The 16,994-nt window shown below is 47.6% G+C and carries 12 protein-coding genes; 6 read left to right on the top strand and 6 right to left on the bottom strand.

The window, feature by feature from the left end; all coding sequences use genetic code 11:
* Positions 1-368: 368 nt before the first annotated feature.
* Complete coding sequence (gene ileS, locus HNQ56_RS00715; RefSeq protein ID WP_429141771.1) at positions 369-3,647, bottom strand: isoleucine--tRNA ligase; 3,279 nt, start codon at positions 3,645-3,647, stop codon at positions 369-371.
* Positions 3,648-4,119: 472 nt separating this feature from the next.
* Here ileS and HNQ56_RS00710 point away from each other — a divergent pair, with 472 nt between their 5' ends.
* The 6 genes from HNQ56_RS00710 to HNQ56_RS00685 all read left to right on the top strand — a co-directional run bounded on the left by HNQ56_RS00710 (position 4,120) and on the right by HNQ56_RS00685 (position 10,803).
* Positions 4,120-4,767: a manganese efflux pump gene (locus HNQ56_RS00710; RefSeq protein ID WP_429141769.1), complete on the top strand. Its 648-nt coding sequence runs from the start codon at positions 4,120-4,122 to the stop codon at positions 4,765-4,767.
* A gap of 232 nt (positions 4,768-4,999) precedes the next feature.
* The gene (locus HNQ56_RS00705) at positions 5,000-6,454 is read left to right on the top strand and encodes a nicotinate phosphoribosyltransferase (protein WP_429142983.1); all 1,455 of its coding nucleotides are present in this window, start codon (positions 5,000-5,002) and stop codon (positions 6,452-6,454) included.
* 220 nt (positions 6,455-6,674) lie between these two features.
* The gene (locus tag HNQ56_RS00700; RefSeq protein ID WP_429141767.1) at positions 6,675-7,982 is read left to right on the top strand and encodes a M15 family metallopeptidase; all 1,308 of its coding nucleotides are present in this window, start codon (positions 6,675-6,677) and stop codon (positions 7,980-7,982) included.
* Between the two features lie 27 nt (positions 7,983-8,009).
* Positions 8,010-8,741 (top strand): lysophospholipid acyltransferase family protein, encoded by a 732-nt coding sequence (locus HNQ56_RS00695; RefSeq protein ID WP_429141765.1) that lies wholly within the window; start codon positions 8,010-8,012, stop codon positions 8,739-8,741.
* A gap of 322 nt (positions 8,742-9,063) precedes the next feature.
* Positions 9,064-9,522 carry a hypothetical protein gene (locus HNQ56_RS00690; RefSeq protein WP_429142981.1) on the top strand — a complete coding sequence of 153 codons (459 nt, stop codon included), beginning with the start codon at positions 9,064-9,066 and terminating at the stop codon, positions 9,520-9,522.
* 87 nt (positions 9,523-9,609) lie between these two features.
* Positions 9,610-10,803: a CapA family protein gene (locus HNQ56_RS00685; RefSeq protein WP_429141764.1), complete on the top strand. Its 1,194-nt coding sequence runs from the start codon at positions 9,610-9,612 to the stop codon at positions 10,801-10,803.
* Positions 10,804-10,936: 133 nt separating this feature from the next.
* Here the strand turns inward: HNQ56_RS00685 and HNQ56_RS00680 are convergent, their stop codons facing one another.
* The 5 genes from HNQ56_RS00680 to HNQ56_RS00660 are packed head-to-tail and all read right to left on the bottom strand — an operon-like array spanning position 10,937 to position 16,984.
* Entirely contained in the window at positions 10,937-12,016 is a 1,080-nt protein-coding gene (locus tag HNQ56_RS00680) for an Ig-like domain-containing protein (protein WP_429141762.1), read from the bottom strand.
* 55 nt (positions 12,017-12,071) lie between these two features.
* Positions 12,072-12,965: a carbohydrate ABC transporter permease gene (locus HNQ56_RS00675; protein ID WP_429141761.1), complete on the bottom strand. Its 894-nt coding sequence runs from the start codon at positions 12,963-12,965 to the stop codon at positions 12,072-12,074.
* The gene (locus HNQ56_RS00670) at positions 12,962-13,897 is read right to left on the bottom strand and encodes a carbohydrate ABC transporter permease (RefSeq protein ID WP_429141759.1); all 936 of its coding nucleotides are present in this window, start codon (positions 13,895-13,897) and stop codon (positions 12,962-12,964) included. Before HNQ56_RS00670 ends, HNQ56_RS00675 begins: the two co-directional genes overlap by 4 nt.
* A gap of 2 nt (positions 13,898-13,899) precedes the next feature.
* Positions 13,900-15,600, bottom strand: coding sequence for an ABC transporter substrate-binding protein (locus HNQ56_RS00665; protein WP_429141757.1), 1,701 nt, complete (start codon positions 15,598-15,600; stop codon positions 13,900-13,902).
* Between the two features lie 10 nt (positions 15,601-15,610).
* Complete coding sequence (locus HNQ56_RS00660) at positions 15,611-16,984, bottom strand: beta-galactosidase (RefSeq protein WP_429141756.1); 1,374 nt, start codon at positions 16,982-16,984, stop codon at positions 15,611-15,613.
* Positions 16,985-16,994: the final 10 nt, after the last annotated feature.

Genomic DNA, 16,994 nt, shown 5'->3' with positions numbered 1-16,994 from the left:
CCCTCTCTTCGCTTACCGCTTTTAAAAAGAGGAGAAGCCAGCGGATTAGGCTGGCTCTTAAAAAGGGAGGGAAATTTATGAAAAAAACTCAATCTATGTAAATAGGCTAATTGTTAGTCGAAGCCAGTAACCGCTCTGCAGTCGTGACTTCTTTTATTGATGCTATAACCATATTATAAAATAGAAATGTGTTCATTCTATTACCGAATAGTGAATTATTTATGAAGATTCTGAGCTTCTGTTCACAATTTAGATTCTTTCTCGGTGCCTGACACCGGATCAAAAGAAGGCCTGCAATTATAAGAATCTCCTGCAATTCCTATAATCCCGGCCTTCTTAAGTTTCATATATGCCTGCGGTATGGGTGCCTACAGCTTCTCCACACCAAGCACAACATCCTCGCTATTCAAATTCCAATTCCGGTGGTACCCCTGATTCTGGCCAAAAACTATTTCTTCTGCAAGCACCTGGATCTTAATCTCCTCCGCATTCCGCAAAAGGATTTCTTTAATCCTGTCATTACCGCTTTGGAATACCCGGATATGATCCATTACCTCGAATCCCGCCTCCTTACGCATTGTCTGTATCTTGCTGATAATCTCATTGACAAAGCCTTCTTCAACCAAAGCATCCGTCAAGTTCGTATCCAGAACAACTGTAATTCCATGGTCGGAATCGGAGACAAAGCCCTCGGTCTGGGCGGCCTCAATCAACAGATCCTCCTTATCCAGCACCGCCTCTGTTCCTTCCAGCATGATCTTAAGCTGTCCGGTGGCATTGATTTCATCCATGGACTGATTCCCATCCAGCTCCGACAGCAGCGTGCGGATGGCGCCGATCTGCTTGCCGAATTTGGGACCCAGGGTCTTAAGCTGGGGCTTAAAGCTATAGGAGGTAAAGCTGCGGACATCCCCGGTGAAAACCACTTCCTTGACATTCAGCTCCTCCGCAATAATCGCGGTATAGAAATCGGACAGCTTCGCCTTTGCCTCCGCCTTTACATACATCCTGCCGATAGGCTGGCGGTTCTTTATATTTGCCGCGTTACGGCAGGCACGGCCAAGAACCACAACCTCCAGTACCTCTTCCATATTCGCTTCCAGCTCTGCATCAATCCAGCTTTCCTGACATACGGGATAATCACACAGATGGATACTCTTCGGTGCCATTTTATCGATATTGACCACCAGATTCTGATAGATATCCTCCGTCATGAAGGGAATGAAGGGTGCTGCCAGCTTCGATACCGTTACCAATGCTGTATATAAGGTCATGTATGCATTGATCTTATCCTGGGGCATTCCCTTGGCCCAGAAACGTTCCCTGCTTCTTCTCACATACCAGTTGGACAGCTCATCTACAAATTCCGCCAGAAGCCTTGCCCCTTCCGTGATCCGATAGTTCTCCAGATGCTCATCCACGGATTTTACCAGGGTATTCAGCCTGGACAGCAGCCATTTGTCCATTACCGTCAGCCCGTCATAATCCAGCTCATATTGGGAGGCGTCAAACCCGTCAATATTCGCATAGAGCACAAAGAATGCATAGGTATTCCACAGAGTACCCATGAACTTTCTCTGTCCCTCTGTAACCGCGGCATGATGAAAACGGTTTGGCAGCCATAATGCGGAATTGGTATAGAAATACCAGCGGATGGCATCGGCACCGTGCTGCTCCAGAGCCTCAAAGGGGTCTACCGCGTTGCCCTTGGATTTGGACATCTTCTGTCCATTCTCATCCTGCACATGTCCCATTACGATGACATTTTTAAAGGAGGGCTTATTGAAAATGAGAGTGGAGATCGCCAGGAGGGAATAGAACCAGCCCCTGGTCTGATCCACCGCTTCACTGATGAAGTCCGCTGGGAAATTCTTCTCAAAGATCTCTTGATTCTCAAAGGGATAATGCCACTGGGCAAAGGGCATGGAGCCGGAGTCATACCAGCAGTCAATCACCGGCTTCACACGGGTCATCTGCTTGCCGCATTCCGGGCAGCGGATGGTGACCTCATCAATAAATGGACGATGAAGCTCGATTTCATCCGGACAGTTATCCGACATGGACCTTAATTCTTCAATGCTTCCAATGCAGTGGCGGTGTCCGTCCTCACATTCCCAGATGGGAAGCGGTGTTCCCCAGTAACGGTCACGGGACAGCCCCCAATCCTGTACATTCTTCAGCCAGTCACCGAAGCGTCCCTGCCCGATGCTTTCCGGCATCCAGTTGATCTTGTTATTATTGGCAATCAGTTCTTCTCTTACTGCCGTCATCTTAATAAACCAGGATTCCCTTGCATAGTAAATCAAAGGCGTATCACAACGCCAGCAGAAGGGATAGCTGTGCTCGAATTTCAGTATCCGGAAGAGCAAGCCCTTCTCCGCCAAAAGCTTCATAATCGGCTCATCTGCTTTCTTGCAGAACAGGCCTGCCAGTTCTCCTGCTTCCGGCTTGAATTCACCCTTGCCGTCAATTAGCTGAACAAAAGGAAGGTCATAGCTTCTTCCTACACGGGAGTCATCCTCACCGAAGGCCGGAGCAATATGAACTACCCCGGTACCGTCGGACAAAGTTACATAATTGTCACAGGTAACATAATGCCCCTTCTTATCCAGCTGCGCATAATCAAACAGGGGCTCATACTCCTTATATTCCAGATCCTTGCCCACATAAGTCTCTTCTATCTCGTAGTCACCTTCCAGCACAGAAAGCAATGCCTCCGCAAGGATATAATGTTCTGTGGAGACAGCGGCTTCATTTCCATGGTCATGTTCCTGCCCATGCTTGTGATCCTGAGCGCCATCCTGTCCATGCTTCTGCTTCTGGACGCCATCCTGTCCGTGGTCATGCCCGCAGGAGCAGCCGCCCTCCTTCTTCAGCACATTGCCCCTGGCATCCACACTCACCTTGACCTTAACATAGGTTTCCTCCGGGTTTACACACAAAGCCACATTGGAGGGCAGAGTCCAAGGGGTAGTTGTCCATGCCAGAATATATTCATCCGCAGCTCCCTTCACACGGAACTTGGCAATCACGGACTTTTCCTTCACATCCTTATACCCTTGGGCGACCTCGTGACTGGAAAGAGGAGTTCCGCAACGGGGACAGTAGGGAACGATCTTAAAGCCTTTGTATAGCAGCCCCTTATCCCAGATTTGCTTTAAGGACCACCACTCCGATTCGATATAATCATTATGGTAGGTTACATAAGGGTCCTTCATATCCGCCCAGAAGCCTACGGTTCCGGAGAAATCCTCCCACATGCCCTTATACTTCCACACGCTTTCCTTACATTCCTGGATGAACGGTCCCAGACCATACTCCTCGATCTGCTCCTTTCCGTCAATTCCCAGCTTCTTCTCAACCTCCAGCTCCACCGGAAGCCCGTGGGTGTCCCAGCCCGCCTTACGGAGCACATCATACCCCTTCATGGTCCGGTATCTCGGAATCATATCCTTAATTACCCTGGTCAGCACATGGCCGATGTGTGGTTTGCCATTGGCTGTCGGAGGGCCGTCGTAGAAGGTATAGGGCATTCCTCCCTTCCCCTTTTCAATGGTAGCCTCAAAAGTCTTGTTATCCTGCCAGAACTTTAAAACCTTTTTCTCCCGGCCGACAAAATTCAGGTCCGTAGACACTTTATCGTACATAGTAATGCTTCCTCCTTATCTTAGATTAATGATTACAAAATTGCTTAACAATTAAAACAGCTCCCATCCGAAATAGGATGAGAGCTGTTCACTATCATTATACCACCTGTTTCACGTACTCCGCCGTCAAGGCTTCCATACATTATCCATATAACGGTGGATACCGGCACAGCCTACTGGGCCCGCACGGCCTTTGGAGCTTGCTGCTAGGGAGTGATGTTCAGCCGCAGGCTACTGATACCGGGCTTACACTGTCCCCGGCTCGCTGGGATGTTCCTCTGCGCTTACTGTCTCCGTCAATGCATTTATCAGTTTCAATTTAATCTATCGTCTATCATAGTATAAATTATTTTTATTGTCAATAGGTAGGTGCCTGACACCGCAATAACGGTGTCAGGCACCGGCAAGGCGGTAACCCCGTACAGGCATCAGACATAAGATAATCTCGACAATACAGCAAAGGGCATACAAAATGAGTGATCTATTATTCAAAGTCTTGGAAGCAATTATATTTGTAGCTGCACTTTCTACGGATGCCTTGATCGCAAGCATAGCCTATGGAAGCAATCGAATCCGGATTCCCCTGATTTCTCTCCTGGTAATCTCTTTTCTGTGTACTATCATCCTCGGAATTTCTCTTCTGCTGGGGACATTCACCAGGCAATATATTCCCGGCGGCTTCCTGCACTTTATTTCCTTCGGTATTTTATTTGTCTTAGGCATTATCAAACTGCTGGATAATGCAATCAAGTCAATGATTGATAAACATACCATTATTAAAAAACAAATCCGGTTCCATTTCTTAAATCTCAATTTTATTCTAAGCATTTATGCAAATCCGAAGGAAGCAGATGTGGATGACTCCAAAATACTCTCGCCGAAGGAGGCCATCTCCCTTGCCGCCGCCCTATCCATAGATAATATGGCCGCAGGCATGGGGGCCGCTCTTTCGAGCATAAGTATTCCCGCGGTACTGACCGCCTCTCTCCTGCTCAGCATGCTGGCTGTAAAATCGGGAGAGCTTTTGGGAAATAAGCTGAGTGACAAGTTTTCCTTCCGCTTATCCTGGCTCAGCGGCGGCCTGCTGATCCTGCTTGCTTTCCTGAGATTGGGTGCCTGACACCCAAATGAAAATAAACAGGTGGCTGATACCGCGGGGAACGGTGTCAGCCACCTGTTTTATTAGCCGCTTATATCATAATGATCTGCAGTTATATCCCCTCTTTCAGAATTTTACTGGGCAGAAAGGAGTCAGAAAAGATATGCCCTTGACTTATTTACGAATCTGGTATATGTTTTTCTATGATAAAATGCTTATGTCACGGCTGCCTGGCAGCAATACGGAGGAAATGATGGGTAAACAAAACTTAACCTTATTAACGGATTTTTATGAGCTGACAATGATGCAGGGTTATTATAATAATAAGAGCAATGAAATGGTAATCTTCGATGTATTTTACCGTGAGAATCCCAGCGGAAGCGGGTATGCCATCTGCGCCGGCCTGGACCAGGTGATTGACTATATAAAGGAACTGAACTTTAGCGAGGAGGATATTGGGTATTTACGTACCTTAAAGATTTTCCAGGAAGATTTTCTGGCTTACTTAAGGGACTTCCGCTTTACCGGGGATATCTACGCCATTCCGGAGGGAACCGTCGTATTCCCCATGGAACCGCTGGTGAAAGTAATTGCTCCTATTATGGAAGCACAGATGATCGAGACCGCTCTTCTCAATATTCTGAATCACCAGAGCTTAATTGCTACCAAGGCCTCCCGTGTGGTTTATGCGGCAAAGGGCGAGCCGGTGATGGAATTCGGACTCCGCAGGGCCCAGGGGCCCGACGCCGGAACTCTGGGTGCAAGAGCCGCCGTCATCGGCGGCTGTATCGGAACCAGCAATGTGCTGGCGGCAAAGCTCTATGATGTTCCCGCCCTGGGAACCCATGCCCATAGCTGGATTATGAGCTTTGACGACGAGCTGACCGCTTTCCGTAAATACGCGGAACTCTATCCTCAGAATACAACGCTGCTGGTGGATACCTATGACACCCTTCGCAGCGGTGTTCCTAACGCAATTAAGCTTTTTGAAGAGCTGCGGGCCGCGGGAAAGATGCCGAAGCGGTACGGAATCCGCCTTGACAGCGGCGACCTGGCTTATCTCTCCAAGAAGGCCAGAAAGCTCCTGGATGCCGCCGGTTTTACGGAGGCCGGGATTACTGCGTCCAGCGACCTGGACGAGTATCTTATTGACTCCTTAAAGACCCAGGGCGCTAAAATCGATACCTGGGGTGTCGGCACCCGATTGATTACCTCTAAGGACTGCCCTGCTTTCGGCGGTGTCTATAAGCTGGCTGCCATAGAGAAGAACGGAGAGTTCCAGCCCAAGATAAAGCTGTCCGAGAACCAGTGGAAGATCACAAATCCCGGAAACAAGAAGGTCGTGCGCATCTATGAAAAGGAAAGCGGAAAAGTAATGGCAGACCTCATCGCCCTTAATGAGGAAACCTTCCACCCCAGTGAAGGATTGCTGCTCTTTGACCCGATTGCCACCTGGAAAAAGACTTATTTGAAGCCGGATACCTATACTCTGAGAGAGCTCCTGGTTCCTGTCTTCTTATCGGGAGAATGCGTCTATACCTCTCCCTCCGTTATGGAAATCCGCGACTACTGCTTAAAGGAGCAGGATTCCCTCTGGGATGAGGCCAGGCGTCTGATCAACCCTCATGAGGTATATGTGGATCTTTCCCTCAAGCTATACCGTATGAAGACCGGGCTTCTTGACAGCCTGACCGGGCACAGCAAATGAATCAGCCGCGCTGCTGCAGTCCACTCCGTGGCAGTGCTGCAATGTTCCCATATATTACATTGATTTTATGAGATTATTTACTGCATTTATCGCCTAAATATGTTATACTATCCACGATGAGCAGATTAGTCCAAGAGTTCCTGATCTGCGGGCGATACGTTTACTATCCACCAACAGCAGATTAATTCTCCTCGTTATATTCACGAAAGGAGCCAAGGTTTTGAAAAAAAGACAAAGAAAACATATTCTTATTGCAAGCTTCGCCGCTTCTCTTACATTACTCAGCGGAGTCGTATTTGTTAACATATCCCAGGCCCGAGGTAATACCGGCATCATTCCGACCGGAGGAACCTTTCCCGGTGTCCATGAGACAAAGATGGCCGGGGAGGATACATACACTACCCCGATCCCGGCCGGCGCCGAAGCCTCCCCGGATGATTCGGTTTCCGTTGATCCGTCTGCCAATGCGGAAGAGACCTTTGTTCCCGCCACCGAGATGGATCTGGATCCCTCCAGCCTTACCGTTTTTGTCAATAAAGAATATGCTCTTCCCAAGGATTACAGGCCTGACGAGCTGGTAACGCCCAATGTGGCCTTCAACCTGATTTCCTATGATGAGCGGACCCTGATGCGTCCCGAGGCTGCCGAGGCTCTGGAGAAATTATTTGATGCCGCAAAGCAGGACGGCATTATCCTCTATGGCATCTCCGGCTTTCGCTCCTACCAGCGCCAGGCCAGCATCTTCACGAGTAATATTGTAAAGAGAGGCAAGAAATATACTCTGCGTTACAGTGCGGTTCCCGGCACCAGCGAACATCAGACCGGACTTGCCATTGATGTATCCGCCAAGTCCCTTGGCTTCAAATTATCCACCGGCTTTTCCTCCTCCCCGGAGGGTATCTGGCTGGCAGATAACGCCCATCATTACGGATATATTATCCGCTATCCTAAGGGTGATGAAGAAATTACAGGCTATGCTTATGAGCCCTGGCATATCCGCTATGTCGGAACAGCACTTGCCGATTACCTGTATACAAATCAGCTGACCCTGGAAGAATATTACCACTATACTCCCAGCCCGGACTTTGATTTTGAAGCGGTTTATGCAGACTTTATAAATTATACGCCCCCCAAGGTTACCGAAGTGCCCCTCGAAGAGGATGAGATTATCGTAGATGAGAATGGCAATGTCATTGAAGGCACCCCCGATGATTCTCTGGAGAATCCGGAAGAGGAAGGAGAGGACAATGTACCGGGCGATGTGCCGGAACAGCCCTCCGATCCCGAGGAAGAGGTCCCGGAGGAAGAGGAGGATACCGAGGAAATCCCGAAAGAGAACGAGACCACTCAGGTGCCGGAACAGCCTTCTGAAGAAGAGACCGGCTATGAGACTGACGATGATGGGATAACCGATGTTCCGGAAGTGACAGAACCGGCAGCTCCCACGCCTACCGTCATTCCTTTCTCCACGGCTGCGCCCGGCCCTACGGCTACTCCCTCTCCGCTGCCGGAGCAGGATGGTCTGTAACAATCAAAAACAGGAGGTCTGTCATCCATGCTGCGATTATTATTAACACTGATTTTTTTGCTTATATTCTTTATTATAAGCATTCCCCTATATCTAATCGAGTATATCATAGGCCGTTTTAACCGCAGGGCCATGGTAGCAAGCTCTCAGGCCATTGTCGTGGGCGCTTTTCATATCATTTTATTCCTCTGCGGAATAAAGCGGACGGTTCTGGGCCGGGATAATATTCCCAAGGAAGAAGCGGTTCTTTATATTTCCAACCACCGGAGTTATTTTGATGTTCCGGTTGCTTATTCCAGCATCCCCACCCTGACCGGATTCATGGCGAAGAAGGAGATCGCTAAAATTCCTTTTCTGAGCTATTGGATGCGGTTCCTGCAGTGTCTTTTTCTGGACCGCAGCGACATCAAGCAGGGGCTGAAAACCGTCCTCAAGGGCATTGAACTGGTAAAGGACGGCTACAGCGTATTCATCTCCCCGGAGGGCACCCGCAGCCAGGGTAAGGAAATGCTGCCCTTTAAGGAAGGAAGCTTCAAGATAGCCGAGAAGACCGGCTGTGCCATTGTTCCCGTTGCCATCCTTAACACCGAGGCGGCATTTGAAAATCATATCCCCTGGATTCGCAGCGCGCATGTGGTAATCGAATACGGCAAACCCATCTATCCCAAAGATCTGAGCAAGGAGGAGCTGAAATTCCTGGGCTCCCACGTGCAGGGCATTATCCGTGAAATGTTAACTAAAAATGAGGCTCTGATATAATATTACCGGCCTGTGCTGGCATGAAGTTACGCTGGTGTCACTCCACCAAGTTACTTTTGCGCTGACCGGCTGAGTGCATCTTGTGAAGCGGAGCGTTCTGAACGCACGAAGGTAAGGCAAGCAAAAGTAACTTGGTGGAGTGACACCAGCGTAACTTCATGCCAGCATTGGCTTAGTTAGTATATTTTTTTAAAAGTGAATTTCCCTATTTATTTTTTTGGGAAAAGATGATACAATAAACGGTGCCCAGCCTGTCAGCGATTCCGCTTACATGACTCCGGCACAGAATAGAATTTGCAGAGGAAAGAGAGGTACATATCTCATGCAGCCATGGGTTATTGTATTGATAGTGGTAGCGGTCGTAGTTACCGGTGTGTTAATTGCTTTATATTTTGTAGGAAAGAAGCTGCAAAAGAGACAGGAGGATTCAGAATCCCAGATGCAGGCAGCTGCACAGACGGTCTCCATCCTCGTTATTGATAAAAAGAAACTGAAGATGAAGGATGCCAACCTTCCCAAACTTGTTCTTGATCAAACGCCAAAGTATCTTCGCGGCTCCAAGGTACCCATTGTAAAGGCAAAAATCGGTCCCAAGGTAATGAATCTGGTATGTGATGCCAAGATATATGACCTTATTCCGGTGAAGAAGGAAGTAAAGGCTGTACTCAGCGGTATCTATATCATGGATGTCAAAGGAATGCGAGGCCCTCTGGAGCAGAAGAAGGAGAAGAAATCCCTTCTGAAGCGGGTGACCGGCGTATTCAAAAAGGAAGCAAAATAAAGAGACAATATTGTGTAAACTGTAGAATCCTCTTACTCTGATGGTATCAATGCTGTCTGGTAGGAGGATTTATTCAAAGGAGGGCCTATGAGAAAAAGAAATCTGATTCTTTTAGTTATCATCTGTATTATGTCAGTCCTTGTACTTACCGGCGTGCTGGCTTACGTCTATTATCAGCAGCGCACCCAGGAGAGCGCTCCGACAGCAAGCATTACACCATCACCGGAGCCGGCACCCACGGAGGCACTCACTCCTGCTCCCAGCCCGCTGCCCCAGACGACCGCAACGCCTATCCCCACCCCCTCGCCCGCTCCGACAGAGCCTCCGGAACCCATTATACTTGGATTTGCGGGAGATGTTAATTTTGACGAGGATTCCTATCCCGTCAAGGAGTATGACAAGGTGGGTAAGGGTCTCCCCGGTGTTCTCTCCGAGGATCTGATTGCGGAGATGAACCAGGCGGATCTTATGATGCTGAATAATGAATTTGCCTACAGTACCAGAGGAGTGGAGGAACAGAACAAATCCTACACCTTCCGGGCTGATCCCAAGCGGGTGGACATTCTTAAGGAAATGGGTGTGGATATCGTATCCCTGGCCAATAATCATACGCTGGATTTTGGGATGGAGGCTTTGCTGGATACCTTCACGACCCTTGACAATGCCGAAATTCCCTATGTAGGGGCAGGGGATACCATGGCCCGTGCAAAGGCTCCGGTCTATCTCAAGGCTGGAGACAAGACCATTGCCTTCGTCGCTGCCTCCCGTGTAATATTTGCCATGGACTGGTATGCCACCGATACCTCCCCCGGTATGATCGGAACCTATGATCCGGCTCTGTTTCTGGAAGCCATCCGTGAGGCGGATGCCAGCGCTGATTTTGTTGTAGCCTACGTTCATTGGGGTGTGGAATATAAACACTATCCTGAAAAGTACCAGAAGACCATGGCCAGGCAATATATTGAGGCCGGTGCGGATGCCGTAATCGGCTGTCATCCCCATGTCATGCAGGGCTTGGAATTCTACCAGGGCAAGCCCATTGCCTACAGTCTCGGCAATTACTGGTTTAACCGCTCCAACAAGGAATCCGGAATGCTGAAGATCTATATTGATCCGGATGATACCCTGCGTGTTCAGATCCTTCCTGTCATGAACAAGAACATGAAGACCTACCTCCTGACAGAAGAGGCGGACCGCCGCTCCTATTTTGATTTTATGGAAAAGCTCTCCTTTGATGTGGACATCGACGATAATGGCTTTGTTACAGAAGAGGGTAAATAATTCTAATATGAACCACATGGAAAATGCGCCTTGAGCTGGCTGTGACAAGCCATCTCAAAGCGCATTTTTTATATTCTTATATCGGCCCTGCTGCCCCGGGATATTGAACCCGGCCGAAGCAATTGTGGCGGCCTTATTTCGCAAAATACGGGTTTCCGATATAGAATGTCCCCTCTTCTCCCGGAACCGCAAGCCCAAATGCGCCATTTTCCAAATTATCCTTTTGAATCCGGATTTTAAAGGTGTATGCCGTATCTTTCACAAGCTGCGTTCCCAGTGCGCTTTCTCCATCCTTTGTCAGGATCTCAAGATCACCCTCCTGGAAGGTCTGACCATCACCTGCGGATACCTCCGGGCCATTGACAAAGACAGGATATCCGCCCGTCCATATAATCAGGCCGGGTACATCCTGATTAAATACAACATCAAATCCATAATATTCATATTCCCTATATACGGGACCTACCGCAAATACGCTGTCGATTTCCTTCCGGCCGATTATCAGCCTCTCTCCCCAGGCATCCAGCATATAATTTACCTGATACCACTGTGCATAATCCCCTGATTCTGCCTTCTCCCCCAGCTCACCGGCTTCGACCTGTTCCCCTCTTATGATATACAGGCCTTTTGTATCCATTCCCTGCTGACTGCCTTCTTCCTCAGCTCCTACCTGTACAGCAACGGACTTATCAAAGGTCTGTCCTTTATAAACACCTGAAACAGATATAACAGCAGTACCATTGGATACACCGGTAACGGTTCCATTATCGACGGAAGCAACTTCTGTATTATCTGATTTCCATTCTAACTCTGCTGCTATATCCTTTCCGTCCTCCTTCAGAACGGCAGCTACTGTGTCTGTCTCTCCAGGCAGAAGTACAAACTCTTCCTTGTCAACCATTAAGGTACGCCCTTTGGCTGAAGGAATTACCGTCACCTCACAGGAAGCCTTCTTTTCCCCGCTGGCCGCGGTAATTGTGGCGCTTCCCAGCTTTAAGGAAGTGATCAGCCCATTCTCTACCTGCACCGTTCTGGGGTCGGATGATTCCCATTGCACCTCGCTGCCTCCCTCCACGCTAAGCTGCATGGTTTCATACTGTTCCATTTCCAGCGTTTCATGGCTGAGCTTTAATTTACCTGCGCATGCTGCCAGCACCATACTGCTGCATATCACTGCTGCAGTTGCTATTGTCTTTCTAATCCATTTCTTCATATTCTTCCTCCTCGTTTTTTATATTTTAGCCTTTATAAAGGCTGAAAATATCCATTTATTCTTTAATACCGCCCATAGAGATATTGCCCAGCAGCCGTTTATGAAAGGCAACAAAAACAAGCAAAATCGGGATGATCAAAACAATGCATCCAGCCAGACGCATGGGGGTGTTGCTGATTTCCTGGGATGCGGAAAAGCTGTAAGCATACAGCCCATAAGCCAGTGTCGGATGGGTCGGCATATAAGTCAGCGTCACGGTATAATCATTCCATAGCTCAATGAACTTTATCAGCATAACGGTCATAAAGGTCCCCCGAACCAAAGGCATTGCTATGGAAAACAGTACCCGGAAATTGGAGGCGCCGTCCATATAAGCGGCTTCCGTAAAGTCCTTCGGCATAGTCTTAAACAACGCATGAAAGACCAGATAATAGAGCCCTAAAAAGTTGGCTTTGCAAATCCACAAGCCCCATATATGATCATAGAAGCCAAGACTCTTTAACAGCTGAAGCTCTGACGGTAAATTTCCTACTATGGGCAGCGTCATTGTTATAATAACGATGGCATAGATAACCTTGCTCAGCTTAAAGTCAAATCTCGCCGTGGCATATGCCGTCACGGTACAGGTAAAGGTTGAAATAAATGCTCCTCCTAATGCATACAGCAAGGAATTAAGAAGCATTTCTTCAATATAAACCGGAGCCATGGAACCGTTTTTATTAACCGTTACGGTAAAATTATTAACAGCTGTCAGTATATTTTTGAAAAACCATTTCTGAGGCATCCAAAGGGGATTCTCAAGATAATCCAGGTTGCTTTTAAACGCCGTCACAAATGCCCAGACCAACGGAATGCACAGAGAAATCACATAGAGAATTAGTACGGCCAGGGTAAGAATGGCCAGAACATTGATTTTTTTCTCCGTTCTTATATTTACTCTTTCCTTCATCGCCTTCTTCCTTTCTTTTCATAACCGGGCCCATTCCTGGCTAACAGGTGTTTTATAAAATACACCAGCGGAATCGTTATGAAAGACAGCAGGAGTCCAAAAGCAGAAAGCATCGGATAGTCCGCATAACCGTTTGGTTTCACCGTTTCCTTGTACAGCCAATAACCGATGGTAACAATCCGCTCCTCCGCCGCATCGGAGTAAAATGCATAAATATTGGCCTGATTTACGAAGATACCTCCTACCGCAACAATGAGAAAGGTGGACATTGTCTCCCATATTAAAGGAAGCGTGATATACCTCAATTCTTTAAAATATCCTGCGCCATCCAATTTGGCCGCTTCTACCACGGATTCGGAAATATTGCTCATAGCGCCTACATAAAGCAGGATGGATACACCGAAGCCCGCCCATATATTATAAAACAGGATGGTCCCAAAGGTCGTTCCCGCATTGGACAATAATCCGTTTACCGTCTGCCCCAGAACATCAAAAAATGCCGGAAACGCACCATCTGCAATCTGCTTGAACATGACCACCAGGGCTATGCTGGGAATAATACTCGGTAAAAAGAGCATTATTTTAAAGAAATTTTTCAGCGGTGCTTTTTTATAGATATAGTAAGAAAATAAAATACCGCAGATCATCCCGGTTGCTGTTCCCACCAGAAACACCGTGAGAGAATTCCTGAGCCCGACGCCAAATACCGTCAGATCGCGGAAATTAGTGAACAGGGTTTTAAAATTATCCAATCCGCTCCAGTGATATCCGCCATCCTCTCCATAGCTTTTAAAGGCAAGAAGAATGGAATTGATATTGACGCCGAGATAAAAGATAACAAACTGCAGCAGGGGGAAGAAGACTAATACCGTATAAAAGATACCATCTCTGGTACGGCGCTTTTCAAGGTACTTCTTAAGCTTTTCTCTCACAATCAACGCCCCTTTTGAACACTTTTAAAGTGGTTCTTCCACACACTTTCCGTCCAGTATGCCGACAATCCCTCAAAATAATCTTCCGCCTTAATGTTCTCATTGATCATGGCGGTTGCCGGGTAGGTAAAGGTCTCTCCGTTCACCGTCGACAGCCACAGTCTTGGGGAATACCAAAGATCCGTACTGTAATTTTGCATCATCGGGCTTGCCGAATCCTGAATTGCTTTCCGGGCATTCTCATGCATGTCTACCATGGTCTTTCCCCATGCGCTGAGCTCCTCCTTTTTGTCTCCCATCTCGTAGTCAACCGCACGGCATACATTGGTAACCGTTGTGTACTCAACGAGAGATTCCTCCGTATAACAAAACTGGAGAAATGCTTTTGCTAAATTAACCTTCTCAGCCGGTGTCTTTGCATTAATGAATGCAATATCCCCTGTAAGCTGCAGGATGGTATACTCCCCTGCTTCCTTTACCTTTGGCAATGGCATAAGCCCAAATCTGCGGTTTTTAACGGAGGCCTCTTCCCCGTGCTGTGCCGCGAGATCATTAAAGACCCCCTTTGCCTCACTTTGCCACCAGTTTCCGTCGATGAGCATAGCCGCACGCTGTATTTTTTCCGAATACTTTCCCATGACGAACTGTCCCTGGGCATCCTTATGGGTGAAGGAGGTGCTGGTTGCCGTCTTATTATTATAATATCCCGGATTGCTTACCAGTCTTTCTATGAATTTAAGAGCATAATAACGGCCTGGCAGCTTATACAGTTCATATCCGTTTTCTGCGGTAATAGCAATGGGATCGCTGCTGATTACCGGAGCACCGCTTTCGTCAACGGAGCTTACATGATGACTCATTACACCATCATAATTATAATTAAGCTCCATTTGCTCCACACCCTCATAATCCGCAGCCAGTGCGATTAACAGGCTGTTCACATATTCTTGTACATTGCCTCCCCACATCACCGGTATCAAATTGGGATCAAGGGAGAGGATTCTGTCACAAAGCTCGAAGAACTGGTCATAGGTTGCCGGAAGTCCGTTGTCATAGACGGTTTCCTCTCTTCCATCCGGTCCCCCGGAGCGCGCCGCATCTTTGTCCTTAACAAAGCTTCCATCGGGTGCAAAAAACAGATTGTTTTCTTCAAATAACTCGATATCATATGCAATTCCAAAAAACTTCTCCGTGGTGGGCAGGGCATAGTATTTTCCTTCAATTGCAGAGTAGTACTCCTTCTGCGCCTCGCTTAATTTAGACTCAACGGTACTGGTCTCCGCCGCCTGGGAATCCGTCTCCCCTGTTACAAAGTCATAGGACAGCGGTTTTGTGGCAACATCCGTGACATCCAGGAAATTCCCTTTCTTCGCAAAATAAGTTGCGCTTGCACCTTCTGCAAAGATTATGTTTTCATTGAAGCTGTCTATATTATTTTCCATTCCGGTCTGTGTAAAAGCCGCAGATTCCGTTACCCGAATCTCAACGCCCTTTTTTCCCTCTTCAAAAGAAGTCTCTTCATATTTCTTTTCAAACCGCTTTTTCAGAGTGTAAACCCATTCCGACCCCAGACCGCCGTCGAATACCCCTATGGTCAGCTGGGTTTTTTCCTTATTGGCTACTTCCGCCTCTCTTCTTCCGCATCCGGTAAGCCAGCCCAACGCTATCACAACGGACAGGAATATACATAATTGTTTTTTCATAACCTTCCTCCTAGATAAATAAATAGATTGCATCTCCTTTTAATATGGTCAGCTTCAACGTTCCGTCCGTCACCGCCATTTCCACAGCCTCGCCATTTACATATGCCTTGACGAATTTTACGCTCCGTGCAAAGCTCAAGGTAATATTAACATCCTCTCTTGGGGTGGTTGCTGTGATAAGAACACTCTTTTTTTCAGTATTGCGGTCGGTAAAGCATCCGATTAATACCGTATCGCCCTCCGCACCAAGTAAGGTTCCAAAGGATGCCAGGCTTTCTTCATATAATTGATAGCGCTCCTTCTGGGACTCGGTGTTTAAGATGACCCCTTCTGCATGGCAATTTAAAAGCTTGTCCCCATAAGCCCCAATCTCCCGGTTCAATTCCTTCACGTAATCAAAACGTTCCGTTTTCTGCCCGTCCGTTGTGATAAGTGCGGGAGTGAAGGACTCACTTCCCTTATCGGGTGTAAAATAACAGAAATACTGAAGTCCTTTTACTCCGAAGGCCAGATTGGTAAACACCTGCCATCGGATATCCTCCCGGGAGGGTGTCCGTTTATCGGGCACTCCCTCCGTACCTGAGATGCCCACGGTTTGAATAAAGGACCAAAACGGGATCTCTTCCCGGCGGGTTTTCGAACGGAGCAAATCCAGATTGTAGTAATAATCGCTGATCTCCTGACGTGCCAATGGGTTATTTTCATCATAGGTCAGCAGCGGATAGGAATCGTAAGAATAGTAATTCGGGCGCGCCAGTTCGATCCAATCATCTACATATTGTTCATAAGGAGCGCCAATGCCCCCTTCCGCATAATGGGGAAACATATTGACATGCCATTGCTTGCCGGGATAGTTCCGGCCGTAGGCTTCCACAAAGGGATATAGGCTGTCAAACATAGCCCTTCCCGGTTCATCCATCAGGAGCTGTCCGGCATAGGCCGGATACTGATAATATTCCTCTATCTGCTTCATTGCCTTTTCCAGTATTCCCGCATCGGAAGACTTCTGATATTCTCTGATACAGGCGGTCACCTTCTGATCTGCAACCAAAAATTTTAATCCCTGTTCCTCGGCAAGGGACAGGCTCTGTTTAATTGCATCCGTATTTGCCTCATAGGATGCAAAGCCATTGACAAAATTAATACCGCACTCCTTCATCAGCGCATAATATTCTGATGTGCGAAACTTCTCCGGCGGCGTAACCCACATTCCAATTGGAATTTCCCCCATATGTAATACATCATAACTATTATTTTCTGCGGAATTCCCCCTTGTATCCGTCCTTTGGCATCCGCTGCAGCCTACAACAAACAAATTCACCATAATAAAAATCAGACCTCTTATTACCACTTTTTTCATGGTATCCCCTTTCAAATTTTGCATCTTTCATAGG

It is taken from the genome of Anaerotaenia torta (assembly GCF_050433395.1).
GTDB lineage: Bacteria > Bacillota > Clostridia > Lachnospirales > Lachnospiraceae > Mobilitalea > Mobilitalea torta.
Note: the sequence above shows the minus strand (reverse complement) of the source record. Positions and strands in the feature narration are given on the sequence as shown.